This is a genomic window from Paracoccus endophyticus, from assembly GCF_003286075.1.
In the GTDB taxonomy this organism is placed as follows: Bacteria; Pseudomonadota; Alphaproteobacteria; order Rhodobacterales; family Rhodobacteraceae; genus Paracoccus; species Paracoccus endophyticus.
Map to the genome: position 1 here is coordinate 1 of NZ_QLUV01000004.1, position 26,359 is coordinate 26,359.

25 protein-coding genes are annotated in these 26,359 nt (G+C 70.2%); 13 read left to right on the forward strand and 12 right to left on the reverse strand.

From position 1 onward, the window contains the following. The first annotated feature begins 276 nt into the window (after window positions 1–276). Entirely contained in the window at window positions 277–747 is a 471-nt protein-coding gene (greA, locus tag DPQ23_RS06315) for a transcription elongation factor GreA (protein WP_112873863.1), read from the forward strand. Continuing rightward, window positions 740–1,645, forward strand: coding sequence for a hypothetical protein (locus tag DPQ23_RS06320; protein WP_112873864.1), 906 nt, complete (start codon window positions 740–742; stop codon window positions 1,643–1,645). The genes greA and DPQ23_RS06320 overlap by 8 nt, the downstream gene beginning before the upstream one ends. Window positions 1,646–1,651: 6 nt before the next feature. Here the strand turns inward: DPQ23_RS06320 and DPQ23_RS16055 are convergent, their stop codons facing one another. The 8 genes from DPQ23_RS16055 to DPQ23_RS06360 all read right to left on the reverse strand — a co-directional run bounded on the left by DPQ23_RS16055 (window position 1,652) and on the right by DPQ23_RS06360 (window position 11,098). Then, the gene (locus tag DPQ23_RS16055) at window positions 1,652–2,221 is read right to left on the reverse strand and encodes a GNAT family N-acetyltransferase (protein ID WP_112873865.1); all 570 of its coding nucleotides are present in this window, start codon (window positions 2,219–2,221) and stop codon (window positions 1,652–1,654) included. A gap of 158 nt (window positions 2,222–2,379) precedes the next feature. Continuing rightward, the gene (locus DPQ23_RS06330; protein WP_240602531.1) at window positions 2,380–4,101 is read right to left on the reverse strand and encodes a DNA recombination protein RmuC; all 1,722 of its coding nucleotides are present in this window, start codon (window positions 4,099–4,101) and stop codon (window positions 2,380–2,382) included. Window positions 4,102–4,238: 137 nt separating this feature from the next. Next, window positions 4,239–5,213 (reverse strand): prenyltransferase/squalene oxidase repeat-containing protein, encoded by a 975-nt coding sequence (locus DPQ23_RS06335; RefSeq protein ID WP_112873866.1) that lies wholly within the window; start codon window positions 5,211–5,213, stop codon window positions 4,239–4,241. After that, window positions 5,192–6,331 carry a hypothetical protein gene (locus tag DPQ23_RS06340; protein ID WP_112873867.1) on the reverse strand — a complete coding sequence of 380 codons (1,140 nt, stop codon included), beginning with the start codon at window positions 6,329–6,331 and terminating at the stop codon, window positions 5,192–5,194. The genes DPQ23_RS06335 and DPQ23_RS06340 overlap by 22 nt, the downstream gene beginning before the upstream one ends. Continuing rightward, the gene (locus tag DPQ23_RS06345) at window positions 6,328–7,023 is read right to left on the reverse strand and encodes a hypothetical protein (RefSeq protein WP_112873868.1); all 696 of its coding nucleotides are present in this window, start codon (window positions 7,021–7,023) and stop codon (window positions 6,328–6,330) included. Before DPQ23_RS06345 ends, DPQ23_RS06340 begins: the two co-directional genes overlap by 4 nt. Before the next feature lie 2 nt (window positions 7,024–7,025). Next, window positions 7,026–7,931: a hypothetical protein gene (locus DPQ23_RS06350; RefSeq protein ID WP_112873869.1), complete on the reverse strand. Its 906-nt coding sequence runs from the start codon at window positions 7,929–7,931 to the stop codon at window positions 7,026–7,028. 10 nt (window positions 7,932–7,941) lie between these two features. Then, complete coding sequence (locus DPQ23_RS06355) at window positions 7,942–8,769, reverse strand: hypothetical protein (RefSeq protein WP_112873870.1); 828 nt, start codon at window positions 8,767–8,769, stop codon at window positions 7,942–7,944. A gap of 88 nt (window positions 8,770–8,857) precedes the next feature. Then, window positions 8,858–11,098, reverse strand: coding sequence for a hypothetical protein (locus DPQ23_RS06360; protein WP_112873871.1), 2,241 nt, complete (start codon window positions 11,096–11,098; stop codon window positions 8,858–8,860). Window positions 11,099–11,675: 577 nt separating this feature from the next. Here DPQ23_RS06360 and DPQ23_RS06365 point away from each other — a divergent pair. From DPQ23_RS06365 to DPQ23_RS06410, 10 genes are all read left to right on the forward strand, one after another. Further along, complete coding sequence (locus DPQ23_RS06365; RefSeq protein WP_240602533.1) at window positions 11,676–12,521, forward strand: PaaX family transcriptional regulator C-terminal domain-containing protein; 846 nt, start codon at window positions 11,676–11,678, stop codon at window positions 12,519–12,521. Between the two features lie 155 nt (window positions 12,522–12,676). Then, window positions 12,677–13,882, forward strand: a complete 1,206-nt coding sequence (gene pcaF, locus DPQ23_RS06370; protein ID WP_112873873.1) for a 3-oxoadipyl-CoA thiolase — start codon at window positions 12,677–12,679, stop codon at window positions 13,880–13,882. A 14-nt stretch (window positions 13,883–13,896) separates the two neighbouring features. Continuing rightward, window positions 13,897–14,895 carry a 1,2-phenylacetyl-CoA epoxidase subunit PaaA gene (gene paaA, locus DPQ23_RS06375; RefSeq protein WP_112873874.1) on the forward strand — a complete coding sequence of 333 codons (999 nt, stop codon included), beginning with the start codon at window positions 13,897–13,899 and terminating at the stop codon, window positions 14,893–14,895. Window positions 14,896–14,995: 100 nt separating this feature from the next. Continuing rightward, window positions 14,996–15,280, forward strand: a complete 285-nt coding sequence (gene paaB / locus DPQ23_RS06380; RefSeq protein WP_112873875.1) for a 1,2-phenylacetyl-CoA epoxidase subunit PaaB — start codon at window positions 14,996–14,998, stop codon at window positions 15,278–15,280. A 149-nt stretch (window positions 15,281–15,429) separates the two neighbouring features. Then, on the forward strand, window positions 15,430–16,143 hold the full coding sequence (paaC, locus tag DPQ23_RS06385; protein WP_420818571.1) for a 1,2-phenylacetyl-CoA epoxidase subunit PaaC: 714 nt from the start codon (window positions 15,430–15,432) through the stop codon (window positions 16,141–16,143). A 5-nt stretch (window positions 16,144–16,148) separates the two neighbouring features. Continuing rightward, window positions 16,149–16,673: a 1,2-phenylacetyl-CoA epoxidase subunit PaaD gene (gene paaD / locus DPQ23_RS06390; protein ID WP_112873877.1), complete on the forward strand. Its 525-nt coding sequence runs from the start codon at window positions 16,149–16,151 to the stop codon at window positions 16,671–16,673. Between the two features lie 31 nt (window positions 16,674–16,704). Then, window positions 16,705–17,781: a 1,2-phenylacetyl-CoA epoxidase subunit PaaE gene (gene paaE / locus DPQ23_RS06395; RefSeq protein WP_112873878.1), complete on the forward strand. Its 1,077-nt coding sequence runs from the start codon at window positions 16,705–16,707 to the stop codon at window positions 17,779–17,781. Window positions 17,782–17,804: 23 nt separating this feature from the next. Then, complete coding sequence (locus tag DPQ23_RS06400; RefSeq protein ID WP_112873879.1) at window positions 17,805–18,557, forward strand: Phenylacetic acid catabolic protein; 753 nt, start codon at window positions 17,805–17,807, stop codon at window positions 18,555–18,557. A 60-nt stretch (window positions 18,558–18,617) separates the two neighbouring features. Further along, window positions 18,618–20,687 carry a phenylacetic acid degradation bifunctional protein PaaZ gene (paaZ, locus tag DPQ23_RS06405; protein WP_112873880.1) on the forward strand — a complete coding sequence of 690 codons (2,070 nt, stop codon included), beginning with the start codon at window positions 18,618–18,620 and terminating at the stop codon, window positions 20,685–20,687. 5 nt (window positions 20,688–20,692) lie between these two features. Continuing rightward, entirely contained in the window at window positions 20,693–21,313 is a 621-nt protein-coding gene (locus DPQ23_RS06410; RefSeq protein WP_112873881.1) for an acyltransferase, read from the forward strand. Here DPQ23_RS06410 and DPQ23_RS06415 read toward each other — a convergent pair. The 4 genes from DPQ23_RS06415 to paaG form a co-directional block, all read right to left on the reverse strand. Continuing rightward, window positions 21,297–21,896, reverse strand: a complete 600-nt coding sequence (locus tag DPQ23_RS06415) for a TetR/AcrR family transcriptional regulator (protein ID WP_112874105.1) — start codon at window positions 21,894–21,896, stop codon at window positions 21,297–21,299. The two genes, DPQ23_RS06410 and DPQ23_RS06415, sit on opposite strands and share 17 nt — an antisense overlap. Before the next feature lie 100 nt (window positions 21,897–21,996). Continuing rightward, complete coding sequence (gene paaK / locus DPQ23_RS06420) at window positions 21,997–23,307, reverse strand: phenylacetate--CoA ligase PaaK (RefSeq protein ID WP_112873882.1); 1,311 nt, start codon at window positions 23,305–23,307, stop codon at window positions 21,997–21,999. Between the two features lie 26 nt (window positions 23,308–23,333). Continuing rightward, a complete protein-coding gene (gene paaI, locus DPQ23_RS06425; protein WP_205961421.1) occupies window positions 23,334–23,765 on the reverse strand; it encodes a hydroxyphenylacetyl-CoA thioesterase PaaI in 432 nt (143 codons plus the stop codon). A 14-nt stretch (window positions 23,766–23,779) separates the two neighbouring features. After that, on the reverse strand, window positions 23,780–24,574 hold the full coding sequence (gene paaG, locus DPQ23_RS06430; protein WP_112873884.1) for a 2-(1,2-epoxy-1,2-dihydrophenyl)acetyl-CoA isomerase PaaG: 795 nt from the start codon (window positions 24,572–24,574) through the stop codon (window positions 23,780–23,782). 119 nt (window positions 24,575–24,693) lie between these two features. On the opposite strand from paaG, the gene paaN reads away from it, so the two are divergent. Continuing rightward, window positions 24,694–26,343: a phenylacetic acid degradation protein PaaN gene (gene paaN / locus DPQ23_RS06435; protein ID WP_112873885.1), complete on the forward strand. Its 1,650-nt coding sequence runs from the start codon at window positions 24,694–24,696 to the stop codon at window positions 26,341–26,343. Window positions 26,344–26,359: the final 16 nt, after the last annotated feature.

Genomic DNA, 26,359 nt, shown 5'->3' on the forward strand with positions numbered 1-26,359 from the left:
ACGGGCCTCCTTGCGCTTGCAGCTTGATCCAGCGTCGGGACTAGCGCGGTTTGCCCCCGCCGACAACCGTGACGGGGCGGTAGAGTCGCACCGGCGTTCAATCCCTGTCGACCCCTGAGTGCATCGCCTCGTCCCGGTCGTCCCCGGACTGGCCCCCGGGCATGGGCGCTTGCACCCGGGCCGATCGCGGGGCACGATGCGGCCCGTCACAGACAGCGCCCCCGCCGTTCCGGTCGGGGGCGTTTCGACACCCGCCTGCAAGACCCTGGGGGACGCATGGAAAAGATACCGATGACCCGCGCCGGCTTTGACCAGCTGGACGAGGAACTGCGCGAACTGAAGGGCATCGAGCGTCCCGCCGTCATCCGCGCCATCGCCGAGGCGCGCGAGCATGGCGACCTGTCGGAGAACGCCGAATACCATGCCGCGCGCGAAAAGCAGTCCTTTGTCGAGGGCCGCATCAAGGAGCTGGAGATGGTGCTGTCGCGCGCCGAGGTGATCGATCCGTCCAAGCTGTCGGGCAGCGTCAAGTTCGGCGCGCGCGTGACGCTGGTGGACGAGGACACCGAGGAGGAGAAGACCTTTCAGCTGGTCGGCGAGCAGGAGGCCGACCTGGAGCGCGGCCTGCTGAACGTGCGCTCGCCCCTGGCCCGCGCGCTGATCGGCAAGGACGAGGGCGACACCGTCGAGGTGGTCACGCCGGGCGGAGAGAAATCCTATGAAATCATCGCGATCAAATATGCCTGACCTGCAGGGACGATTGCGCGGCCTGGTGTCGGGCCAGGAGGCGCGGGACCGCGCCACCATCATCGGGCTGGCGCTGACGGCGGGCTGGCTGCTGCTCGTGGCGGTCTTCTGGCTGGCCGGACCCGAGGGCGCCCCCCCCAGCGGGCTGGCGCGGCTGATGTCGGCGGTGGGGGTGATCCTGCCGGTGGCGCTGATCTGGATGGCCGTCGGGCTGGCGCGGGCCATCGCCGATCTGCGCGCCGAGGCGCAGGCGCTGCGGGCGCGTGTCGAAGCGATGCGGCCCACGGGCGGCGATGCCGGGCTGCCGCCCGCCCCGCAGTCGCCCGGCCTGGCGCGGCCGATGCCCCGGGCCGCCGCGCCGCAGCGTCCCGATCCGCGGGGCGAGACGCGGCAGAGCGCCCTGCCGCCCGAGGCGCCCGAATCACCGGCCGTCACGCCCGAGGAGCTGATCCTTGCGCTGAACTTTCCCGATGGGCCGGATGATCTGGCCGCCATCGACGCGCTGCGGGTCGCCCTGACCGACCCCGAGGCCGCGCGCGCGATCCGCGCCGCCCAGGATGTGATCACGCTTTTGGCCGACCACGGGCTTTACATGGACGATCTGGACCCGCGGCCCGCCGCGCCCGCGGTCTGGCGGCGCTTTGCCGCGGGCGCGCGGGGGCCCGAGGTCGCGGATCTGGCCGGCATCGGGGACGACGATCTGGTCGCCGCCGCGGATGCGCTGCTGAAGGGGGACGAGGTGTTCCGCGACGCGGCCCACCATTTCCTGCGCCAGTACGACCGGATGCTGACGCGGGTCGCGGACGAGCTGAACGACGACGGCGTCGCGGCGCTGGCCGACACGCGGTCGGGGCGGGCCTTTGTCCTGCTGGCGCAGGCGACGGGGGTGGCGCGCTAGGCCGACCTAGAGCGGCAGGCGCAGCACCAGCGCGCGCCGCAGCCAGCCCGTGCGGACCCGACCGGCGGGCTGGAAGCCCAGGCGCCGGTACAGGCGCAGCGCCTGGACATTGCGGGGGGCCACCTCGGCCCGCAGGCCGGGATAGCCCTGCCGGCGGGCCGAGGTGGCCGCCGCCCCCACCAGCGCCGCGGCGACGCCCTGCCGGCGCGCGGCGGGCATCACGACCAGTCCGTCCAGGACCGCGTCGCACGTCGCAGGCGGGGACGGGGCCAGCGCCGCCGCGCGATCCCGCCAGCGTGCCGCAGGCCCCAGGATCGCCCCGCGGGCCGCGGGCCGCGCGTCGATCAGCCCGCCCGCGGCGACCCGCAGGGCGACAACCCCCAGCAACTGCCTGTCGGGACCGACGGCCGCCAGAACGCGGTCGCGCGCCAGGCAGCGGCGCAGCAGCGCCACCCCCGCGCGCGGCGGCGCGCCCGGGGCCACGGCCGTCCCGAAGGCCGACCAGACCAGCGCCGCCGCCTCGACCCGCCGCGACAGCGGCAGCGCGGGCAGGATGGTCGGAGGGGGTGCGGGCACCGCAGGTCCGGGTGCCGGACGATCCCACGCCCGGACGTCCCTGGCGACCGCGCGCAGACCCGATGGCGGCGGGCCGTCGCGTCCGCCACCCCCGCCGGTGTCGCCGGGCACAGCGCCCGCACAAGGGCCGCGGCGATCAGGCACGCGTCCGGCCACGCCTATTCCGCGGCCTGCGTGATCAGCCCCTCTGCCTCGGCCGAAAGGGCGAGCGCCTCGGCCTTGCCCTCGAACTCGGCGGGGATCGTCTTGGTCGCCTTGCCGCCCAGCGCCTTCAGCATCTCGACCTGCGACAGCAGGTTGCCCTTGCCGCGCGACAGCTGGCCGAACGCGCTGTCATAGGCGATCTGCGCGGATTCGAGGCCCTTGCCGATCTTTTCCAGATTGCCCACGAAGCCCGCGACCTTGTCGTACAGCAGGCCCGCGCGCCGGGCGATGTCCTCGGCGTTGCGGTTGCGCCGCTCGACCGCCCAGACATGCGACACGGTGCGCAGCGCCATCATCAGCGTGGTGGGCGTGGCGATGGTGACGTGGCGTTCCAGGGCGTATTCGGTCAGCCGGCCGTCCTCGCGCAGCGCCTCGCACAAGGCGCCCTCGATGGGCACGAACATGATGACGTAATCGACCGAGACCCCTTCGGCCAGGTGATAGGACTTGGCCGACAGCCCGCTGATGTGGTTGCGCAGCGCGATCGCGTGGCGCTTGCGGGACAGGGCCGCCGCCGGCTCATCCTCGGCGTTCACCGCCGCGACGTAGTCGTTCAGCGAGACCTTGGAATCGATCACCAGGCTTTTGCCGCCGGGGACGTTGACCACCACGTCCGGCCGCAGGCGGTCGCCCTCGGCGCTGGTGCGGTGGGCCTGGGTCTCGTATTCCTCGCCCTCGCGCAGGCCCGACCGTTCGAGGATGCTTTCCAGGATCATCTCGCCCCAGGCCCCCTGCTGCTGGTGGTCGCCCCTGAGGGCGCGGGTCAGGGCCAGCGCCTCTTGCGAGATGGCCTCGGAGCGTTGGGTCAGCTGCGAGATCTCGGTCTTGAGGCGCTCGCGGTCCTTCACCGTCTCCTGGTGGACCTCGCGCAGTTCCTTTTCGAAATGGCCGACATGCTCCTTCAGCGGGGTCAGGGTCGCCTCCAGCCGCTCGACATTGGCCTTGCTGAACGCCTCGCCCTGGGTCTTCAGCGCCTCGTCGGCCATCTGCCGGAAGCGGTCCTGCATGTCGTCCCGGACAACCGACAGCAGGGCGATCTTGTCGTCGGCCGCCACCCGCTCGGTTTCGATCTGCGCCTCGAGCGCGGCGATCCGGGCTTGCAGGCCGCGCTGCGCCGTCTGCTCCTCCTCCAGCCGCAGGCGAAGGGCCGCGATGTCCTGGCCCGCCCGCTCCGCCTCGGCGCGCCTGTCGGCCAGTGCCTTGGCATCGGCCTGCGTCTGCCCCGTCAGGCGCGCGATCTGCTCGGCCTGCTGCCGCTGGGCGGCGGCGCCGTCCTCGATCCGGGATCGCAGCTGCGTGATCTCTGCGGTCATCCGGGCGATGGCCGCATTCCGTTCCGCGATCGTCGCCTGATCGGCACAGGCCCGGGCCTCGATCCCCGACATCTTGACGGCGACGTCAAGGTGATGCGCCTGCGCCGTCTCGATCTGCTGGCGCAGGGCGATCACCTTCTCCAGTAGCGTGTCGCGTTCGGCGATGCGCTCGCCGGCCAGCGTCTCGGCCCGTTCGGCCCGGCCGAGCGCGTCGCGCAGCGCCTTGTCCTGCTCGGCCAGCGCGGCGGCCGAGGGTCCGGCCGCCATGCCGGGTGCGCGGCCCGACCGCAAGACCAGCAGGGCCAGCAGGACGAGGACAACGACCCCGATGACGATCATGAACAGGTCGCTGGAGCTTTGCATCGGAAACCGGCCTTCTGGACATCAAGGATTCATAGGGTCCGGGCCCGCCCCTTCGCAAGAAACATATGGGTCGAATGACGTCCATCCGCAGGGCGCGCCCTGTCCACCCGCCCCGGACCCGGGCAGGGTGACGCGGATCAGCGTTCCCCAGGGGCGGCCTGCAACAGCGCGGCGCGGGCGGCCGACAGGGCAGCCAGTACGGTGGCGGTGGTGAAGGTCCGCCGCGGGTCGGCGAACAGCGGGCCGGGGTCCGGGCTGTCCCATGGGCTGTCGCACTCGCGCCGGGTGATACGCAGGGCGGGGGCGCCCTGCCAGGTGCCGTCCGCGGCCTGGTCGGAGATCAGCCGCCCCGCAAGCGCCCGTGCCTGCGGCGGCCATCCCGTCCGGGCAAGGCACGACAGCACCAGCGCCGATTGCAGGCTGTCGGCCGGCGTCAGCGATCGCAGCACCGGGGGAGCCGGCTGCGGACCGCCCAATGAGGCGAGCACCGCCAGGCCGAGGTCGGTGGCCCCCAGGCCCGTTGCCCACCAGAACGCGTTCCAGCAGCCGTCGCCGCGGCGCGCCCGGCGCAGCCAGGCGACGGCGCGCGCGATGGCGGGGTCGCCTGATGGGGCGGGGCGGGCCAGCAGGGCCAGCAGGGCAATGGCCGTGATCTCGGGATGGGACCGGCCCCACGATCCGGTCAGCCCGTCCGGTCGGAACGTCGCAAAGCCGCCGTCCGGCTGCTGGAACGACCGAAGGTGCCGATGGGCGTCCTTGGGCACCGGGCCGGCCGTCGCAGACAGGAACAGGATCGCCAGCGCCGTCGAGTCCGCGTCCGAGGGGACCGCCGGGTTGTAGCCCCACCCCCCGTCGGGGAAACGATGGCTTCGCAGCCATGCGGCGGCCTGCGCCAGCGCGCGCGCAAGATCCGGGCGAACCTGCGCCCCTTGCGCGGTCGCATGGCGCGCAAGGCAGTGGCCGACATGGGCGGTCGTCCACTCGGACGAGGGGCCGGGCGGCAGCGCCCAGTCGGTCCACGACCCGGCCGCGTCCTGCCGCGCCAGCAGGGCCTCCTCGGCCCGGCCGATCGCGCGGTCCAGCGCCGCCCTCAGGACCGGGGCGGGGGACATGGGGCCAGGTCCGGCTTCATGTACAGCGTGCAGGTGGGCGCCGCCGCCTTGGCGTCCACACCGACGAAGGCATGGACCCGCGGCGGCCCGGCGTCCTGCGCCCCGTCATCCAGGTGGCGCGCAAGGGTCAGGTAGGGGGTCGCGTCCAGACCCAGGGTCGAGAAAAGGCCCAGCAGGCGTTGCCGCGCCTGGGCGTCGTCGCGAAACAGGCAGTGCGCGCAGAACTCAAGATCGACGGTCAGCCCGGGACCGCCGCCGCAGCCGAACGACAGGACCGCGCTGGGCGTCGGCCGCGCGGCGTCGTCCCCCAGCAGCGCCGCGCCGAAGGCCCCGATCGCGTCGGCGCTGGCGGGTCCCGCGACCTGCCGCGCCAGCGCCGCGTAGGCGTCGAGCCCAAGGCCGAAGGCGCGCAGGTAAAGCGCCCCGCAGGCAGGCCGCCCGGGCGCGAGGGTCAGCGCCATTCCCAGGGGCGACAGGGCCGCGGGAAGACGCGCCTCGGCCGCCCGCCAGGCGTGCGCCTGTCCGAAATGCGCGGCGAAGGCCCGGGTCCGATCCGGCCGCTGGGCCGCGCTGCCCCAGCCGCCGTTCAGGTAAAGCCGCATCCGCCCGGGGATGCCCGGCGCAAACCCGACGCCGATCCACAGCGCCCCCGCGGGATCGTCGCGCAGCGCGCGGCTGTCCTCGGGCGCGAGCACCGCCAGCAGCGGACGCAGGGCGTCCAGTTCTGCCCCCAGTCCCAGCACGGCCGCCACGCGGTCCATGGCCGCGCACGCCCGCCGCAGCCCTTGCGCACCCCCGTCGCCCGGCAGGACGGGGTCCCCCACAAAGCGCAGCGAGGGCGTGGCCGGCCCCACCGCCGTTGCGAACTGGATGGGCGTTCCATCCTCGCTCAGCCGCGAGCGGCGGGGCGGCGGGACGCCCGACCCGGGGTCCAGCGCCCCGCCGAAGATCGCGCCGTAGCAGCCCAGGATCTGCGCCCGCTGCGCGTCCAGCGCGAAGGCGCCGATCAGCGCCGCAAGCCGGTCGCGCACGCAGGGGCGGCCGTCCGGGGCGGGGCGGGGGCCGCCACCGGGCGCAGGGCCGCGGCGGGCCGTGCGCGGGACGGCACCCGCGGTCACCGGGCCGTCTGGCCGCCGTGACCGGCCGCCCCCTCGTCGGCCCGCTCCAGTTCGATCACGATCCGCGACGGGGTGCGGCACTCGAAGATCAGGCCCTGCGCGGGGTGCAGGTCGATCCGCTCGGGCTCGAAGCCCCCTTCGGTCACGGTCACGCGCAGCGGCTCGGGCGGGCGATAGCCCGAGAAGGGCGCGGGCGGGCGGGCGACGGTTAGCGCGGCGCGCGCGCGCCCGTGCGTGTTGGCGACCCGGTACCGGCCGGGCCGCAGGATGCGCGCGCTGAAGATCTGCCCGTCGTCCAGCAGGGTGCTGTTGAAGACCGGCGTGTCCTCGCGCGGGTCGGCCCGGCGCAGGTTCACCGAATAGCCGCCCTTGCCGCCCGACACGCGAAACAGCGCATAGCCCCGCGGATTGACCGAAAAGCGCGTCTCGTCCGCCGTGGGGCAGCAGCAGCCGGCGTCCCCGCGCGCAGGCGGGTCGGCCAGGCGCGCCAGGTCGATGTCGGCCGCCGCCACGGGGCTGTCGGGATCGACGGAGAGATAGAAGACGCGCTCGATGTCCTTGCCGCGGCGGATCGTGCCGCGATACTCGCCGGGTTCCCCCGGGCGATGCACCACCGCGCCGAGGATGGTCAGGGCGCCGCTGTCCAGGCCGGACTGCGCGAACAGGTTTGGGTCGATGTCAAGCTTGCTCATGGCTAACCAATGTCTCCCGTTACGATCATTTCCTGAGAGGTCACATCGGCCTTCAGGTTGCGCAGGGGTATCTTGACCGGGATCAGCGGACCGTCGGTCAGGATGGGATAGGGGTCCTCGAACTCATAGATCGGGACCTTGCTGGCAAAATGATCGGCCACCGCCGTCTGGATGATCCCCAGCAGGTCCAGCTTGTCGCCCAGAAGGTCCTGGATGAAATCCTCGACCGAATCGAAGACGTCCAGAACGCCCTTGACGATCTCGACCACCGGCGTCAGCAGCGCCATCAGAAGGTCCTTGGCAAAGCCCGGCAGGCTGCCCGGCAGCAGGTCCTCGATCGCCTGCTCGACCAGGGTTTCGAACAGGTTGCCGACGGTCGCGGGAATGTCGATCGGATCGACGCTGACGAACTCGGGGTCGATGAAGATCTTCCACATGTTGGGCTTGCCGGCGAACTCGGCCTCGAGGTCGGTCCATGTCGGCAGGCGCCCGGGATCGACGACATAGCGCGCCTTCAGCCGGGCGCGCACCTCGGAGATTTCGCTGACCAGCCCGCTGAGGTTCAGCGGAATGCAGATCGGCCCCCCGATATGGATGTCGGGAATCCCGACGAGGCAGCCGTTCCACGGGTCCGGGATGATGCAGAACCCGGGGATGGTGAAGCCGGGAAAGTCGAAGCACACCTTCAGCAGCAGCGTGTCCCACACGACGTCCAGCGCCTTGATCTCGACGGTGCCGTCATTGTTGAGCTGGACGGTGCCCTTTTCCAGGTGCAGGGCCAGCGAATAGCTGGCCGAGAACGGGCCGAAGGTCGCGCTGTCGGATTTCGCGAACGTGAAGCCGTTGCGGACCAGCGTGAAGATCTGCCGAAAGGCATTTTCGGATGCGGCAATGGTCAAGTGGCTCATGGGTCCGGTCCTATGGCGTCATGGTCATCGTCACGAAGACCTTCAGCTGGTCCTCCTCGACGGCGGGGTTGTGGGGAACGGGCGGGTTCGGGGTCGGCGCAAGCGAGACCGTCCCCATGCCGAACAGCGGGAAATCGACGAAGAAGGTCCGCAGCGGGATCGCGAGCTTCTGGCGCAGATACAGGGTGATCGCGGTGCGGATGTAGCATTCCATCGCGGCCTCCAGGCCCTTGGGCTCGACATCGACGATCTCGACGCCGTCGATCTTGGCGACCACCCGCTCGACGCCGTTGATGGTTTCGCGCGCGACACGGGCGACGGCGAACACGTCCAGGCAAAAGCAGGTCATCCGCCCCGGCACGGGAACCTGGCGCGGCGGCTCGGGGCGCCGCTCGCGCCTGGGATCGCGCGGCGGCGTCACGGGAATCCGGTCGAGGGTTTCGGGATCGGGGCAGCGGATTCCGCCGCAGACGCGCAGCGCGATGGCAAGGCGCTGGTCGCGCAGCTTCGAGCCAAGCTCGTCGGGCAGGCCGAACAGGCTGCTGGGGTGAAGATCGACCTGGGCGCGGGCCATCTGCACGCAGAACCCCAGCCCGACGGGCGGCGCGTCCACGCCAATCACCGGCAGATAGGGCAGGAGGGTGAAGACCGGGTTCCCGAAGCGTTCCACGTCCGAGGTGAACGCGGGCACCTGGCACCACAGCTCTCGATTGGCGGCCACGTCGGGAGTGGCGAAATGAAACCACGACGGGCGTTGACGCATGATGTGGTCCGCGATCCGGTTCAGCCCGTCTTCGTGAACGGATGCGAACAGGTCGCAGCTGTCGGTGAATGCCATGGAAGCCCCCTTGCAAAGCGGTCTGGGCGGTTGCGGTGGACAGGGCCGCCCGGTGCGGCCCTGCCGTGATCGGACCCGGGCCTGGGGACTAGGGTGTCCCCGGCGGACGGGCGCAGGGCTGGGCCAGGGCAAAGGCCGCGTTGTCGGCGGCGTCGTATGCGGACAATCGCCCATAGCCGTTCGTGGCCAGCGCCCAGACGTGCAGCCGTTCGGCCAGCGCCGCGTTCGGGCAGGGGCCGAGCAGCGCCGAGACGGTCACGGTGCCGCCGCTGGAATAGGTGAAGCCCCCGGTCTGGCTGAACGGTGCGGCCCCCGCCTCGCCCGCCGTTCCGCCCGTCACGACCAGAAGGCCCGGATCGGCCCCGCGCGTGACGGCAAAGGAATAGGTGGCGAAGCGGTTGGGGTGGCGCGCCACGAAGGACAGCGTCGCCACGTCCGTGCCCAGCGCGTAGGAGTGAAACCCGCACACCGGGTCCGGCGTGACGCCGCCCCCCACGGGCAGGATGTCGGCCGAGCACCGGCTGTTGTCCACGCGGACCACCATGCGAAAGCCCATGGTGTCGCTGCCTGCCAGGATGCGGTTGTCGCCGGATGCGGCCGAGGTGGTGATCGCCCCGCTGCCGAAGGGCGCCACCTGATCGGTGATCCGCAGGTCGATCCCCGCGGCGGTCCAGTTCACCAGCGCCCCGGCGGTGTCGAACAGCTCCAGCTTCATCTCGTAGAGCCCCGCGGCCAGGTCGTCGGTGGACGGTCCGACCGGCGCGCCCGCCAGCGACGCCGTGTCGAAATACGCCGTCGCAAGGTCGATGCTTTCGTCCAGGACGACCCATTCGGTGCCGGCGGGCGGCAGCACGGGGCGGATGCGGAACAGGTTCGGGACGGGCGCGGCGTCCGGCCCCGCCGTCGGCATCGGTCCCATGGCGTCCGACGGAAACCCCGTGCCGACCCTGTAGTGCCGATAGACGTCGCGGATCAGCGGCGACCAGCCGCCGATGGGGACCGAGCCGGCCGGTGCCGTGCCCGAGACCCCGTCCGGCCCGCTGAGCCGGCGGACGGACCAGCGGTAATAGGGGATGCCGGCCGCGATCAGCGCGCTGCGGCTGAAATCGACCCGCGGCTCCAGCGTCTGGCCGAAGGGCTCGCCCGCCGTGGTCAACCCTCGGGCGCCGGCGGTCTGGATCTCGCGCACCGCGATGTCGCGCCCGATGGACAGGACGACCACCTGCCGGCCGGGCAGGTCGGGTTCCTCGCCGCAGCCGGGCACCCGCGGGTCCGTGACGCGGACGACGATCTCGGTCCCGCAGGCGTGGTTCCAGTGGGTATGGCAGGCCAGCGAGGGCTTGTGGACGGTCTCGAACCCGTTGCCGAAGTCGTATTCGACCCAGACATACACGTCCGGGCGGTCGCCGCCGCAGGCATACAGGATCGTCGCCTCGAACCGGCCCTGCGGGTCGGTGGTGACGACGCTCACCTCGTCGCAGGTGAACCACCACCACCGATGTTGCCACAGGCACAGCCAGGGCACCAGGCGCTGCCAGTTGTCCACGAGGGCGCGGCGCAGCACGACCGCCGAGCGGCTTTGCAGCATCATGTCCAGCGCGGGCAGGGTCGCGTCGTCCCAGCGGGGCGGCAGCGGCTGCGGGTTCAGCGCGGCGATGTCGGCCGAGGACGCGCCGGCAAGGCGGGTGCCCGCGCCCATGCCGGCCGCGGCGCCAAAGCGCAGCGCGCCGCGCGGCAGGGGCGGGGGAAAGGGGCCCGGCCCCGGCGGCATGCGGACCGGCGGCACGCGGAACGGCGGGGGGTCCGGGATCGGCGGTTTGCGATAGACCTCCAGCAGGTCGTCGCGCAGCCGGACGATGTCGGGGTCGGGCAGCCGGGCGATCAGCCAGGGCAGGCGATCCACCTCGCAGATATGGACGCGTGCGTTGCAGACCGGGCGGTTGTCGGCGCTGCGCAGGACGCGCCCGCGCACCCAGCAGAAGCAGAACGGCCAGCGGTCGAGGATCGCGCCGGGAATGTCGATGTGCCGGATCATCTCGTTTCCGATCCGCAGGACCGGCTCGTACGCGCCATGCCGCAGCAGCGCGTCCGGGGTGGGCGGTTCCCTGTCCCAGGCGGGCAGGTGCGGCGCAATCAGAACGCGAATGGTGTGGCGGGCGCCCTTCGGCACGGCCAGGTCCAGCGTGCCGTCCCGGATGTCCGCCGTGGCGACCAGCGTATTCTGCTGATCGAATGCATAGCCCGTCAGGGGATGGTCGAATTCAGGGCGCTGCTGCACGCTGACCTTGAATGAAAGATGGTCCTTTTCACGATCCGATTTGTCGGCCATTGCAATTGCCTCCTGGCGATCGGCGCATGAGTGCACGCCGCGCGATGTCATGCGGTTGGCTTGGGGCGCAGGCAGAAAGGCCAGCGCATGGGGGATGTCCGAAGGGTCAGCGGAATGGCCGTGGATTGCAGGCGTTTCCGCGTGCAGCCGGCCTCGTGCGCATTTCCGGGGTCGGCGGTGGTTCGAGAGATCGGTTTTGCGTTTCGATTGACTGAATCAATAAACCCCATTGCCGATTCGCGCAACATCCCTGTTATGACTTTGGATCCAATTACAGCATGTCTGAAAATGCGGGAAATGGTCGTGAAGATGATCCCAGGTTGTATTTCGACGCAATTCGGGGGAATTGCGCCATCCTGTCGATGCGCTCTTGCGCGGCCGGCCCGGCGCCGGCGGCCCGCATCGTTCGGTCTGGCTGCCCGTGGGCGGGTTCATGTATGGACGGGCCTGTCCCGGGCGGGGTCCGGGACGGGCGCGAGGAACCGCGCGGATGACAGGACCGGCTGCGGGGCCTGCGGGGCGAGGGGGTATCGCCGCGCAGGTCAGGTTCGGCCAGGCCGCAACGAGGGCGACCGACGTGACGCATGCCGAGACGGAACCGCGGGTCGCGGCTGTGATGGACGGAATGGAGTTGCGCGCCGCGGCGTTCATCGTCACCGTCTATGGGGACGTGGTGCTGCCGCGTGGCGGGGTGTTGTGGACAGGCACGCTGATCGACATCTGCGGCCGGGTCGGGATCAGCGAATCGCTGGTGCGCACGGCCGTGTCCCGTCTTGTCGCGGCCCAGCGGCTGCGCGGGGAACGGGCCGGACGGCGCAGCTATTACCGCCTGGACGTCTCGGCCCGGATCGAATTCGAGCAGGCGGCGACGCTGCTGTTTGCCGCGGACGCGCCCGCGCGCGGCTGGCAGATCCTGCACGTCCCCGACCTGACGCCCGAGGCCGCGCGGCGGATGCGGATGGGCCACATGGGCGGGCAGGTGTGCATCCGGCCCGACCGCGGCCAGCCGCCGCCCCCGGGCGCGCTGGTCTTTCACGCGTCCGACACCGACGGCCCCCACCAGGTCGCGCGCTATTGGGACCTGACCGCGATCGACGCGGCCTATGGCGACATGCTGGCCCGCTTTGGCCCGCTGGAGGCCGCGACGCGCGACGAGGCGCTGCCCGAGGCCGCCTCGCTGGTCGCGCGGCTCCTGCTGGTGCACGCCTATCGCCATGTCCTGCTGCGCGACCCGCGCCTGCCGCCCGCCGCCCTGCCTGCGGACTGGAAGGGACGGGCCGCGCGCGCGCTGTTCCGGGCGCTGTATCTGCGCCTGTCCCCTGCGGCCGAACGCCATGTCGGCGACACGTTCCTGGGCGAGAAGGGGCGGCTGCCCGCACGGACGGCGGACAGCGACGCGCGGCTGCTGAGCCTGTCGGGTTGAACCGTGACGGGTTGAAGACGGCGCGGCGGATGCAAATATCACACGAAGGGCGGAAATTTCACTTTTCACGTGATGTTTGGTGATCTATACACTGACCAATCGGTCGGCGAATTGGGAGAATCGCTGGCTGTCCACGGACATGAGCGGGGATACCCATGCCTGAGGCATTCATCTGCGATGCGGTCAGAACACCGATCGGGCGTTACGGCGGCGCCCTGGCCATGGTGCGCGCCGACGACCTGGCGGCGATCCCGCTGGCCGCGCTGATGCAGCGCAACCCGGGCGTGGACTGGTCGGCCGTCGATGACCTGATCTATGGCTGCGCCAATCAGGCGGGCGAGGACAACCGCAACGTGGGCCGCATGGCGGTCCTGCTGGCGGGAATGCCGGTCGTCGTTCCCGGCACCACCGTGAACCGGCTGTGCGGGTCCGGCATGGACGCCATCGGCATGGCGGCGCGGGCGATCAAGGCCGGCGACTGCGATTTCGTCATTGCGGGCGGCGTCGAGAGCATGAGCCGCGCGCCCTTCGTGATGCCCAAGGCCGACAGCGCGTTTTCGCGCCAGAACGCCGTTTACGACACCACCATCGGCTGGCGCTTCGTCAATCCGAAAATGAAGGCGCAGTTCGGCGTCGATTCCATGCCGCAGACCGCCGACAACGTGGCCGCCGACTTTGGCGTCAGCCGCGCGGATCAGGACGCCTTTGCCGCCCGCAGCCAGGAACGCTGGGCCGCGGCGCAGGCGGCGGGCCTGTTCCGCGACGAGATCGTGCCGGTCACGATCCCGCAGAAAAAGGGCGATCCGATCGTCTTCGACACCGACGAGCATCCGCGTCCCGGCACCACGGTCGAGATGCTGGCCAGGCTGAAGGGCGTGAACGGCCCGGACCTGTCGGTCACTGCCGGCAACGCCTCGGGCGTGAACGACGGCGCTGCGGCGCTGGCGGTCCTGTCGGCCGAAGCCGCGGCCGCGCAGGGCCTGACGCCCAGGGCGCGCGTCGTCGCTATGGCGGCGGCCGGCGTCGAGCCGCGGATCATGGGCATCGGCCCGGCGCCCGCGGCGAAAAAGGTTCTGGCCCGCGCGGGCATGACCATCGACCAGATGGACCTGATCGAACTGAACGAGGCGTTCGCCAGCCAGTCGCTGGCGACGCTGCGCGACCTGGGCCTGCCTGACGACGCGCCGCACGTGAACCCGACCGGCGGCGCGATCGCCATGGGCCATCCGCTGGGCATGTCGGGGGCCCGCCTCGTGACCAGCGCGATGTATCACCTGCATCGCACCGGGGACCGCTATGCGCTGTGCACCATGTGCATCGGCGTGGGGCAGGGCATCGCCATCATCATCGAACGCGTCTGAGGGAGGAGAGCCTGATGTATGCTCAGCTTGTGAAGTCCGAAGGGGCGAAGTCCCGCGAGGAGATGACCCCCGAGGAGATCGCGTTCCAGGAACGCATCGACCGGGGCGAGAAGATCGAGCCCAAGGAGTGGATGCCGGAGGGCTATCGCAAGACCCTGATCCGCCAGATCGGCCAGCACGCCCACAGCGAGATCGTGGGCCAGCTGCCCGAGGGCAACTGGATCACCCGCGCCCCCACGCTGGAGCGCAAGCAGATCCTGCTGGCCAAGGTGCAGGACGAGGCCGGGCACGGGCTGTATCTATATTCGGCCGCCGAGACGCTGGGCGTCTCGCGCGATGAGCTGCTGGCGGCGCTGCATTCGGGCAAGATGAAGTATTCGTCGATCTTCAACTATCCGACGCTGAACTGGGCCGACATCGGCGCGGTGGGCTGGCTGGTGGACGGCGCCGCGATCATGAACCAGGTGCCGCTGCAGCGCACCTCGTTCGGGCCCTACAGCCGCGCGATGATCCGCATCTGCAAGGAGGAATCCTTCCACCAGCGGCAGGGCTACGACATCATGATGAAGATGTGCGCCGGCACGCCCGAGCAGAAGGCGATGGCGCAGGACGCGCTGAACCGCTTCTGGTATCCCGCGCTGATGATGTTCGGCCCGTCCGACAAGGACAGTGTCCATTCCGCCCAGTCGATGGCCTGGAAGATCAAGATCAACACCAACGACGAGCTGCGCCAGAAATTCGTGGACCAGACCGTCCCCCAGGCCCGGTATCTGGGCCTGACGGTGCCCGACGAGAACCTGACGTGGAACGAGGACAAGGGCGGTCACGACTTTTCCGAGCCGGACTGGTCCGAGTTCTTCGAGGTGATCGCCGGGAACGGCCCGTGCAACGCCGAGCGTCTGAACGCGCGCGTCAAGGCGTGGGACGACGGCGCCTGGTTCCGCGAGGGCCTGATGGCCCATGCGGGCAAGGCCGAGGCGCGCCGCCGCGCGGCCCAGGTCGCCGCCGAATGACGAAAGGCGGCCCTGTGGCCGCCGCCCCGTCCAGCAGATCCCGCGCGGACGACGCCCCGCCGTCCGCGCCGCCAGATAACCCGCTTCGGGAGGAAGCATCATGTCCAGCGAATGGCCCCTTTGGGAAGTCTTCATCCGCGGCCAGCATGGCCTGAACCACCGCCATGTCGGCAGCCTGCACGCACCGGACGCCGAGATGGCGATCCGCAATGCCCGTGACGTGTACACCCGCCGCAACGAGGGCGTCTCGATCTGGGTGGTGAAGTCGAACGAGATCACCGCCTCGTCGCCGTCGGAGAAGGGCCCGCTGTTCGATCCCTCGAACAGCAAGGTCTATCGCCATCCGACCTTCTACGACATCCCCGAAGAAGTGGGGCATATGTGATGCCCTCGCTTCCCGATGTCATGACCCCCGATGTCGAGCGGCTGGCCGCGCAGGCCCCCCGGGGCGCGCCGACCGCAAGCCACATCGACCCGCATCTGGCCGGCCCCCTGGTCGAGTTCCTGATGCGCACCGGCGACAATGCCCTGATCCTGGGGCACCGCGTGTCGCAGTGGTGCGGCCATTCCCCCGCGCTCGAGGAGGACATCGCGCTGGCCAACCAGGCGCTGGACCTGGTGGGTCAGTGCCAGCTGTGGCTGGGCCTGGCCGGCGAGGTCGAGGGCCGCGGCCGCAGCGCCGACCATCTGGCCTATCGCCGCGACGCGGCCGCCTTCCGCAACGTGCTGCTGGTCGAGCTGCCGAATGGCGACTTCGGCCAGACGCTGATGCGCCAGTTCCTGTTCGATGCCTTCCACATCGAACTGCTGCGTGCGCTGACCCGGTCGGCCGACCCCCGCGTGGCCGAGATCGCCGCCAAGGCGCAAAAGGAGGTGGCCTATCACCTGGAGCGGTCCGCCGACCTGGTGATCCGCCTGGGCGACGGGACCGACGAAAGCCGCGCCCGGATGCAGGCGGCGCTGACCTATCTGTTCCCCTATACGGGCGAGATGATGCACGACGACGCCGTCGATCGTGCACTGGCCGACGCCGGGATCGCGCCGCTGCCCAGCAGCCTCAGGGCCGACTGGGACCGCACCGTGCGCGAAGTCCTGGCCGAGGCGACGCTGACCCATCCGGGCCAGACCTATCAGCACGGGATCGCGGGGCAGGGCGGCGGCAAGCGCGGGGTTCATACCGAGCATCTGGGCTTTATCCTGGCCGAGATGCAGTTCCTGCAGCGCGCCTACCCGGACGCGACCTGGTAAGCGCGATGGACCACGCGCCCCGTCCCGACCCGGCCGAAATCTGGGGCTGGCTGTCCGAGGTGCCCGACCCCGAGATCCCGGTGATCTCTCTGACCGACCTGGGGATCATCCGCGGCGTCGAATGGCAGGACGACACGCTGGTCGTCACCGTCACGCCCACCTATTCGGGCTGCCCGGCCACCAGCATCATCAACCTGGACATCGAACGCGCCCTGCGCGAGCGCGGGATCGACAGGCTGCGGCTGGAACGCCGCCTGTCGCCGCCCTGGACGACCGACTGGCTGACCGAATCCGGGCGCGAGAAGCTGCGCGCCTATGGCATCGCGCCGCCCATCGACGGCACCGCCGCCGACGGGCGGCTGGCGGGGCGCGTCTCGCGCCTGGCGGGGACATCGAACCTGGTGATCGCCTGCCCGCGCTGCGGATCGACAAAGACCGAAAAGGTCAGCCAGTTCGGTTCGACCCCCTGCAAGGCCAGCTATCGCTGCACGGACTGCCTAGAACCCTTCGACTATTTCAAGTGCATCTGAGGATGCGCCCCGCCCACAGGAGCCTAACCCGATGGCACGCTTCCATCCGCTGAAAGTCACCGACGTGCGCCGCGACACCCGCGATGCCGTGATCGTCACGCTGGCCCCCCGCGACGACGACCGGACGCTTTTCGACTTTACCCAGGGGCAGTACCTGACCTTCCGGCGCGAGTTCGATGGCGAGGAGCTGCGCCGCAGCTATTCCATCTGCGCCGGCCTGGACGAAGGCGTTCTGCGCGTGGGCATCAAGCGGGTCGAGGGCGGCGCCTTTTCGACCTGGGCCAACGAGAACCTCGCCCCTGGCGACGAGATCGAGGCCATGCCCCCGATGGGCAAGTTCTTCACCGCGATCGACCCGCAGGCCGAACGCCAGTATGTGGGCTTTGCCGGCGGGTCGGGCATCACGCCGCTGCTGTCGATCATCAAGACCGTGCTGGCGCGCGAGCCGGCGTCGCAGTTCACGCTGGTCTATGCCAACCGCCAGATCAGCACGATCATGTTCCGCGAAGAGCTGGAGGACCTGAAGAACACCTATCTCGGCCGGTTCTCGGTGATCCACGTGCTGGAACAGGAGGGGCAGGAGATCGACCTGTTCACGGGCCGGATCGACGCCGACAAGATGACCGGGCTGTTCACGCACTGGCTGGACGCCAGCGCCATCGACACGGCCTTCATCTGCGGACCCGAGCCGATGATGCTGGCGGTGGCGGCATCCCTGCGCGACCACGGGCTGCGCGACGACCAGATCAAGTTCGAACTGTTCGCCAGCGGCCAGCCCGGCCGGGCCAAGGCCCCGGCGGTGTCCGCCCGCGAGGTGGTGCCGGGCACCGGCACGCAGGCCACGGTGACGCTGGACGGCGCCACCCGCAGCTTCGAGATGCCGCGCAGCGGCCAGTCGATCCTGGACGCCGCCCTGGCCGCGCAGATGGACGCGCCCTATTCCTGCAAGGCGGGTGTCTGCTCGACCTGCCGCTGCAAGGTGCTGGAAGGCGAGGTCGAGATGGCCGTCAACCACGCGCTCGAGGATTACGAGGTGCGCGCGGGCTATGTGCTGTCCTGCCAGGCCACGCCGCTGAGCGCGCGCGTCGTCGTCACCTACGACGAATGAACGGGATCGAGGGAGGAACACCGATGTCCGACACGATGAATATCGACGACTACCTCGCCCAGGGCGGCGTGCTGACCGTGCCGGGCAACGTGCCCGCGCGCTATCGGGGCGAGTTGATGCGGCTGATGTCGTCCTTCGTGGACAGCGAGCTGGCGGCCTCGGCCGGGTTCGCCGACAGCATCAACTATGCCCCGGCGATCAAGGAACGCATCGCGGCCAGCCGGATCACCATGGAAAAGGCCGACCATGCCGAACGGGTGCTGGCGGTGATGGAAACCTTCGGCACCGACGCCGGGCGCTATCAGTCCCAGCACGACTGGGCGGCGCGGCTGGACCGCGACGCCGACATCGGCGCGGCCCGGCGCTCTGGGGACATGCGGCTGTCGGTGTTCAACTATCCGATCGACGGCTGGACCGATGCGGTGGTGATGAACGTCCTGCAGGGCCTGGCGACGGGCGTGCAGATGACCGAATTGACGCGCGTGTCCTATGCGCCCCTGGCCGAGGTCTTCCGCGAGATCGCGCCGCGCGAGGCGCGTCACGCAGCCCTGGGCCTTGAAGGGCTGGAACGCATCGCCGCAACCCCCGCGGGCAAGGCCGAAGGGCAGCGCGCGCTGGCCTATTGGCGCCCCCGCGTGGCCGCGACCTTCGGCGTGGCCGGGTCGGCGCGCTATGACACGCTGCGCAAGTTCGGCCTGCGCCACACGCCCAACGAAACCCTGCTGGCCCGGTGGGACACGCTGGTCACGGACCATCTGGCCGCGCTTGGCCTCTGACACGTGCGGCGCGGGGCCGATGCGCGCCCCGCCGCCTTGTGAACCTGGAAGGATACGCCGATGAACGCCCCGCTTCGCGCCCCGCGCCGTCTTGAAAGCTATGTCTGCGGCGCCTGGACGCCCGGCCGCAACGAGGGCCAGACGCTGCTGGACGCGGCAACCGGCGAGCCCGTCGCGCTGGTCGATTCCACGGGGCTGGATTTCGCCGCCGTGCTGGACCACGGCCGCACCGTCGCCGGTCCGACGCTGCGGGCGATGTCCTTCCACGACCGCGCCGGGATGCTGAAGGCGCTGGGCCTTGCGCTGATGGAGCGCAAGGAGGAGTTCTACGCCGAAAGCCTGCGCACCGGCGCCACCCGCCCCGACGGCTGGGTGGACATCGAGGGCGGCATCGGCACGATGCTGGCCTTCGCCTCCAAGGGCCGGCGCGAGCTGCCCAACACGCGCGTGCTGACCGACGGCGACATCGAGCCGCTGTCCAGGGACGGCAGCTTCAGCGCCCAGCACATCCTGTCGCCGCTGCAAGGCGTGGCGGTGCATATCAACGCCTTCAACTTTCCCGTCTGGGGGATGCTGGAGAAGATTGCGCCCACGCTGCTGGCGGGCGTGCCCTGCATCGTCAAGCCGGCCAGCCAGACCGCCTATCTGACGGAACTGGTGGTGCGCCGCATCGTCGAGACGGGCATCCTGCCCGAAGGCGCGCTGCAACTGATCTGCGGCTCGGTCGGCGACCTGCTGGACCATGTGACAGGGCAGGACGCCGTGACTTTCACCGGCTCGGCCCATACCGGACGCAAGCTCAAGGCGCACAAGGCGGTCATCGACAACTCGGTGCGCTTCACGATGGAGGCCGACAGCCTCAACGCCTCGATCCTCGGCCCCGACGCGGTGCCGGGCACGCCCGAGTTCGACCTGTTCGTGCGTGAGGTCGCGCGCGAGATGACCTCGAAGGCCGGGCAGAAATGCACCGCCATCCGCCGCGTCATCGCGCCCCGCGCGCAGGTCGATGCCCTGGTCGAGGCGCTGCGCGAGCGGCTGGACAAGACCGCGCTGGGCCTGCCCGGCGACGAGGGCACGCGCATGGGGCCGCTGGCCAGCCTCGACCAGCGCGAGGAGGTGCGGGCGCGCATCCGCGAGTTGCAGGCCGTGGCCGAGATCGTGGCGGGCAACCCGGACGATGTGCGCCTGGCCTCGGGCGACGCGGACAAGGGCGCGTTCCTGAACCCGGTCCTGCTTTATGCCGACCGCCCCTTTGCGGCCGATGCCGTCCACGACTGCGAGGCCTTCGGCCCGGTGTCCACCGTGCTGCCCTATGACGATCTGGGCGAGGCGGTGGAACTGGCCAGGCTCGGCAAGGGCTCGCTGGTGTCCTCGGTCTTCACCGACGACAAGGCCGTGGCCGAGGAGGTGGTGCTGGGCGCCGCGCCCTTCCACGGCCGCGTGCTGATCGGCAACCGGCTGTCGGCCAAGTCCTCGACCGGCCACGGCTCGCCGCTGGCGCCGCTGGTCCACGGCGGCCCCGGCCGCGCGGGCGGCGGCGAGGAGCTGGGCGGCATCCGCGGGGTCAAGCATTACATGCAGCGCACCGCCGTCCAGGGCACGCCCCGCCTGCTGTCGGCCGTCACCGGCCGCTGGATCGAGGGCGCCGACGTGCAGCACGGCGTCCACCCGTTCCGCAAGTCGCTGGCCGACCTGCGGATCGGCGACCAGCTTGTCACCGAAAGCCGGATCGTCACCCTCGAGGACGTCGAGCATTTCGCCGCGTTCACCGGCGACACGTTCTATGCCCACATGGACGAGGAGGCCGCGCGCGCGAACCCCTTCTTCGACGGCCGCGTCGCGCATGGCTATCTGATCGCGTCCTTTGCGGCGGGCCTGTTCGTCGAGCCGAACCCCGGCCCGGTTCTGGCGAACTATGGCGTCGATCACCTGCGTTTCCTGACGCCGGTCTATTTCGGCGACAGCCTGCAGGTGCGGCTGACCTGCAAGGAGATCAACCCCCGCGCCACCGCCGACCACGGCGAGGTGCGCTGGGATTGCCAGGTCACGAACCAGAACGGCGCAGTGGTCGCCCAGTACGACGTGCTGACGATGGTGGCCAAGACCTGGCCGCCGGCGGCGCAGGCCTGATCCGGGTGGCCCGCGTCTATTCCTGGGACGGGATCGTGCCGGTGATCGATCCCGCTGCCTTCGTCCACCCCGAGGCGGTGGTGATCGGCGACGTGATCGTGGGGGCGGGCGTCTATGTCGGCCCCTGCGCGGTGCTGCGCGGCGATTTCGGGCGCATCGTGCTGCATCCCGGCTGCAACGTGCAGGAAACCTGCGTCGTCCATTCCTTTCCCGGCAAGGACGTGGTGGTCGAGGAAGCGGGCCACATCGGCCACGGCGCGGTGCTGCACGGCTGCCATGTGGGCCGCAACGTCCTGATCGGCATGAATGCGGTGGTCATGGACGAGGCGGTGATCGGCGAGAACACGATCGTCGCCGCCATGGCCTTCGTCAAGGCGGGGATGCAGGTGCCGGCGAATGCGCTGCTGGTCGGCTCGCCCGCGCGTGTGATGCGCGAACTGTCGGCCGACGAGATCGAGTGGAAGCGGCGCGGCACCGGCATCTATCAGCAGCTTGCGGTCGAGGCGCAGCGCAAGGTGGCGCCCGCAACGGCCCTGACCGCGCCCGAGCCCGGCCGCCGCCGGGCCGAGGCCCCGGCCTATGATCCCCTGGTCCTGGAACGCGCGCGGTTCAGCGAACGGCCTTGATCCCTTCCAGGATCAGGGTCGTCGCCACGTCGGCGTAATCCTCGCGGCTGATCCGGCCGCCGTCCCGGAACCACATGTACATCCAGTTCATCATGCCGAACAGCGACATGGTGACGGGGGTCAGCAGCGGACGCTGCTTGTCGTTCAGGTCGGGGTTGATCTCGTCCAGCACCGCGGCAAAGCGGCGCACGATGCGCCGTTCCAGCATCAGGATCTCGGCCCGCTGCTCGTCCGGCAGGGTGGCGGTGCCGTTCAGCTGCACCTTGTGCTGGTTGTCCGCGCCCCGATACGCCTCGAGCACGGCGCCGATCAGGCGTCGCAGGCGCTGGCGCGGGGGCAGGGCGGGGTCGTCGGCCTGCTCGACGGCGGCGTCCACCTCCTCCAGATGGGTCAGGATGATGGCCGAGATCAGCGCCGTCTTGCTGGGATAGTAATGATACAGCAGCGCCTTGGACACCTGTGCCTGGCTTGCGATCTGCGCCATCGACGCCTTGTCCATGCCCTGTTCGGCAAAGACCTGGGCGGCGCTTTCCACGATGGCGCGCTGCTTGTCCTCGAAATCCTGCGCCCGTGTCCGAGCCATCGCGATCACTTTCCTGAAACGGTCTTTCGCCGAACCGGACACGGCCGGATCGGCGGCCGTTGCCGCGGGCATTCGCCCCGCAGCGGCGCCGGGGTACTGATCATGCCTTGGGGCGGTTGTCCACAACCCTGCGGGCCTTGCCCTCGGACCGCACCACGCCCAGCGGGTCGTGGACCTCGATCCGGGTCGAGACGCCGATCACCGACTTGATGTGGTGGGCCAGTTCCCTGGCCGATGCCGCGCGGGCCTCTGCGGCGCCATGGGCCGGGTCGCATTCCACATGCACGGTCATGTTGTCCATCCGCCCCGTCCGGGTCAGCTCGATCTGGAAATGCGGGGCCAGGCCCGTGCACTTCAGGATCTGCTCCTCGATCTGGGTCGGGAAGACGTTGACGCCGCGCAGGATGATCATGTCGTCGCTGCGGGCCGCGATCTTCTCGATCCGGCGCATCGAGCGCGCCGTTCCCGGCAGCAGGCGCGTCAGGTCGCGGGTGCGATAGCGCACCATCGGCAGCCCTTCCTTGGTCAGCGTCGTGAAGACCAGCTCACCGAACTGCCCGTCGGGCAGGACCTCGCCCGTCATCGGGTCGATGATCTCGGGATAGAAATGGTCTTCCCAGATGTGCAGCCCGTCCTTGGTCTCGACGCATTCCTGCGCGACGCCCGGGCCCATCACCTCGGACAGGCCATAGATGTCCACGGCGTGCATGTCGAAGGCGTCCTCGATCTCGAGGCGCATGGCGTTCGTCCACGGCTCGGCGCCGAAGATGCCGATCTCCAGCGAGCTTTCGCGCGGGTCATAGCCCTGTCGGCGGAACTCGTCGAGGATCGACAGCATGTAGCTGGGCGTCACCATGATGATGCGCGGCTTGAAGTCGTGGATCAGCGTGACCTGGCGTTCCGTCATCCCCCCCGAGATCGGCACCACGGTGCAGCCCAGCCGTTCCGCGCCGTAATGGGCGCCGATGCCGCCGGTGAACAGGCCATAGCCATAGGCGTTGTGCAGAATGTCGCCCTGGCGGCCGCCCGCGGCGCGGATCGACCGCGCGATCAGGTTGGCCCAGTTGTCGATGTCCGAGGCGGTGTAGCCCACCACCGTCGGCTTGCCGGTGGTCCCCGACGAGCCGTGGATGCGCACCAGCTTGGTCTGCGGCACCGCGAACATGCCGAACGGATAGGTGTCGCGCAGATGCTGCTTTTCGGTGAACGGGAACTTGGCGATGTCGGCCAGCGACTTCAGCTCCTCGGGGTGGACGTCATGCTCGATGAACCGCTTGCGGTAGAAGGGCGAGTTCTCATAGGCGTGCTTGAGCGAGCGTTTCATGCGGTGGAACTGAAGCGCCTCGATCTCGTCGCGCGAGGCGATCTCGATCGGGTCCAGCTCCTTGCGGTCGGGGGTCAGATCTTTCATGGCTTCCTCCCTCGGAATTGCGGCGGTCAGTCGTGGACGGGCAGGTGGGTGCCCTTGACGGTGCGCGAATGGCCGCGGAACTCGGCCACGGTGTCGCCGTGCTGGTTGGTGACGCGGATGTCGTAGAGGCCCGAGCGTCCCCGGCGCGACACCTCGGTCGCGGTGGCCGTCATCCGGTCGCCGATGCGGCCGGGAATCAGGTAGGTGATCGAGCAGTGCTGCGCGACGGTCATGGTGTTGTAGCTGTTGCAGGCAAAGGCAAAGGCGCTGTCGGCCAGCGTGAACAGATAGCCGCCGTGGCAGTTGCCGTGACCGTTCGACATCGCCGCCGTGATGGTCATCGACAGCGTGGCCCGGCCCGGTGCGATGTGGTCCAGCGTCATGCCCAGCTGCTGGCTGGCGCTGTCGTCGTTCCACATCGCGCAGGCCGAGGCCTCGGCCAGCTCCTGCGGGGTCATGTCGGCAACCCGTGTCATCGGCCGGTGAACCGTGCGGGACGCTTTTCCAGGAACGCGGTGACGCCTTCGGCATAATCGGCGCTGCGGCCCGCGTCGCGCTGGGCGTCGCGTTCCAGGTCAAGCTGCTGGTCCAGGCTGCCGGTCGCCGCCGCCTGGATCAGCCGCTTGGTCAGCCCCAGGCCGAGGGTCGGCCCGGCGGCCAGCGCCGCCGCCAGCGCGCCCGCCTCGGCCATCAGCTCGGCATCGTCGACGGCCTTCCAGATCAGCCCCCACTCGGCGGCCGTTTCGGCCGGCAGCGGCTCGGCGGTCAGGGCCAGCGCCTTGGCGCGCGGCTCGCCCAGGATGCGCGCAAGGCTCCAGGTGCCGCCCGCATCCGGGACAAGGCCGATCCTGGCGAAGGCCTGGATGAACCTGGCCGATTTCGCCGCCAGGACGATGTCGCAGGCGAACGCGATGTTGGCCCCGGCGCCCGCCGCGACCCCGTTCACCGCGCAGACGATCGGCTTGTCCAAGCCCCGCATCAGCCGCAGCGTGGGATTGTAGAAGGTGTCCAGCGTGTGGCCCAGATCCGGGACCGGTCCGCCCTTGCGGGGGTCGCGGTCGCCCAGGTCCTGGCCGGCGCAGAATCCCCGGCCTGCGCCCGTCAGCAGCACCGCGCGCACCGCGTCGTCGTCATGCGCCCGCTGGATGCCCGCGCGCAGCGCCAGATGCATGTCCTCGTTGAAGGAATTCAGCTTGTCGGGACGGTTCAGGGTCAGCGTCAGCACACCGTCGGCCTGCGCCGACAGCACCGAGTCCGAAGCGGTCATGTCATTCTCCCTCGCCACCCGTTTTTCCTCGTGGCCTCACAGATTCTTGTTGCATAGTCTGACCGGCCGGTCAATGATAAAGGGGAAGCGGGTCGGAGGCCCCGCCTTGGGGGAAGTGCATGAGCGAGTTCTTTGACCGTCACGGCCCGATGCTGCAGGCTGCCGTCTCGGCCCTGCATGGGCGCGGGTTCTGGACCCCGTTCCCCGAGGTGCCCAGCGGCAAGATCTATGGCGAAACCGCCCGGGCCGACGGCGAGGCCGCGTTCCGCGCCGCCCTGGACCGCCCCTTCGACCTGCCCGGTCATCCCGAATCGCACCGGCTTGGGGCCGAGCAGTCGCCCTTCGGTCCCGCGCTGGGGATCACCTATCCGGCGGCGGACGCCGCGGCGCTGATCGGCGCGGCCAGGGCCGCAGCCCCCGCGCTGGCCGCCGCATCGCCCGAATCGCGGGTCGGCGTCTGCCTGGAAATCCTGGCGCGCCTGAACCGCGACAGCTTTCTGCTGGGCAACGCCACGATGCACACGACCGGGCAGGCCTTCGCCATGGCGTTCCAGGCGGGCGGGCCGCACGCGCAGGACCGCGCGCTGGAGGCGGTGGCAATGGCCTGGGACGAGATGACCCGGTTTGCGGCACAGGCCCGCTGGGAAAAGCCGCAGGGCAAGGCCGCGCCCATCGTGCTGGACAAGCACTGGACGCTGGTCCCCGCGGGCGTGGCGCTGACCATCGGCTGCAACACCTTCCCGACCTGGAACAGCTATCCGGGGATCTTCGCCAGCCTGGCCACCGGCAACCCGGTGATCGTCAAGCCGCACCCGTCCGCGATCCTGCCGCTGGCGCTGACCGTCCGCGTCGCCCGCGAGGTGCTGGCCGAAGCCGGGCTGCCCGCCGACGCGATGCTGCTGGCGGTGGACCAGCCGGGGGCCGAGATCACCAAGCCGCTGGCGACCGATCCGGCCGTGCGGCTGATCGACTATACCGGATCGAACGCCTTCGGGGACTGGCTGCGCGACAACGCGCGGCAGGCCCAGCTGTTCACCGAGGAGGCCGGGGTGAACAGCGTCGTCATCGCGGCGACCGATGATGCGGCGGGGATGTTCGCGAACCTCGCGTTCTCGCTGTCGCTGTATTCCAGCCAGATGTGCACCACGCCGCAGAACCTTTATGTGCCCGAGGGCGGGATCGAGACGGACCGCGGCCCCCTGAGCTTCGATCAGGTGGCGCAGGGCCTTGCCGATGCGGTCGATGCGCTTCTGGCCGATCCCGACCGGGCTGCCGGCATCTGCGGCGCCATCGCCAATCCCGCGACGGTGCAGCGCATCGAGGCCGCGCGCGGCGTGGGGCGGGTGATCCGCCCGTCGGGGCCGGTGGGCGAGGGGCGCACCGCCTCGCCCCTGATCGTCGCCGTGACGGCCGACGACCCGGCGGCGCAGGCAGAATGCTTTGGCCCCGTCGCCTTTGTCGTGGCCGTGCGCGACGGCGACGACGGGATCGCGCGCGCGGCGGACCTTGCCGCCCGCAAGGGGGCGATCACCGCCGCGCTGTACGACACCGACGAGGATCGCATCGCCCGCGCCGTCGCGGCCTTTGCCGCCGCCGGCGTCAACCTGTCGGTTAACCTGACCGGCAACATCTACGTCAACCAGTCGGCCGCGTTCAGCGATTTCCACGTGACCGGGGCCAACCCGGCGGGGAACGCGTCCCTGACCGACACCGCCTTTGTGGCCGCCCGATTCCGCCGCGCGATGTGGCGCCGGCCGGCCGCCGCCTGATCAACCACCACCTTCT

Excerpts from the sequence above, each read along its gene's own strand:
- paaG (WP_112873884.1), bottom strand. The coding sequence starts at position 24,574 with ATGACCGCTTCGGACTCGGTGCTGTCGGCGCAGGCCGACGGTGTGCTG.
- paaB (WP_112873875.1), top strand. The coding sequence starts at position 14,996 with ATGTCCAGCGAATGGCCCCTTTGGGAAGTCTTCATCCGCGGCCAGCAT.
- pcaF (WP_112873873.1), top strand. The coding sequence starts at position 12,677 with ATGCCTGAGGCATTCATCTGCGATGCGGTCAGAACACCGATCGGGCGT.
- DPQ23_RS06335 (WP_112873866.1), bottom strand. The coding sequence starts at position 5,213 with ATGTCCCCCGCCCCGGTCCTGAGGGCGGCGCTGGACCGCGCGATCGGC.
- DPQ23_RS06345 (WP_112873868.1), bottom strand. The coding sequence starts at position 7,023 with ATGAGCAAGCTTGACATCGACCCAAACCTGTTCGCGCAGTCCGGCCTG.
- DPQ23_RS06400 (WP_112873879.1), top strand. The coding sequence starts at position 17,805 with ATGTCCGACACGATGAATATCGACGACTACCTCGCCCAGGGCGGCGTG.
- DPQ23_RS06415 (WP_112874105.1), bottom strand. The coding sequence starts at position 21,896 with ATGGCTCGGACACGGGCGCAGGATTTCGAGGACAAGCAGCGCGCCATC.
- greA (WP_112873863.1), top strand. The coding sequence starts at position 277 with ATGGAAAAGATACCGATGACCCGCGCCGGCTTTGACCAGCTGGACGAG.
- DPQ23_RS06355 (WP_112873870.1), bottom strand. The coding sequence starts at position 8,769 with ATGGCATTCACCGACAGCTGCGACCTGTTCGCATCCGTTCACGAAGAC.
- paaI (WP_205961421.1), bottom strand. The coding sequence starts at position 23,765 with ATGACCCCGCAGGAGCTGGCCGAGGCCTCGGCCTGCGCGATGTGGAAC.
- paaA (WP_112873874.1), top strand. The coding sequence starts at position 13,897 with ATGTATGCTCAGCTTGTGAAGTCCGAAGGGGCGAAGTCCCGCGAGGAG.
- paaD (WP_112873877.1), top strand. The coding sequence starts at position 16,149 with ATGGACCACGCGCCCCGTCCCGACCCGGCCGAAATCTGGGGCTGGCTG.
- paaK (WP_112873882.1), bottom strand. The coding sequence starts at position 23,307 with ATGAAAGATCTGACCCCCGACCGCAAGGAGCTGGACCCGATCGAGATC.
- paaN (WP_112873885.1), top strand. The coding sequence starts at position 24,694 with ATGAGCGAGTTCTTTGACCGTCACGGCCCGATGCTGCAGGCTGCCGTC.
- paaE (WP_112873878.1), top strand. The coding sequence starts at position 16,705 with ATGGCACGCTTCCATCCGCTGAAAGTCACCGACGTGCGCCGCGACACC.
- DPQ23_RS06330 (WP_240602531.1), bottom strand. The coding sequence starts at position 4,101 with ATGCAAAGCTCCAGCGACCTGTTCATGATCGTCATCGGGGTCGTTGTC.
- DPQ23_RS06350 (WP_112873869.1), bottom strand. The coding sequence starts at position 7,931 with ATGAGCCACTTGACCATTGCCGCATCCGAAAATGCCTTTCGGCAGATC.
- DPQ23_RS06320 (WP_112873864.1), top strand. The coding sequence starts at position 740 with ATGCCTGACCTGCAGGGACGATTGCGCGGCCTGGTGTCGGGCCAGGAG.
- paaZ (WP_112873880.1), top strand. The coding sequence starts at position 18,618 with ATGAACGCCCCGCTTCGCGCCCCGCGCCGTCTTGAAAGCTATGTCTGC.
- DPQ23_RS06360 (WP_112873871.1), bottom strand. The coding sequence starts at position 11,098 with ATGGCCGACAAATCGGATCGTGAAAAGGACCATCTTTCATTCAAGGTC.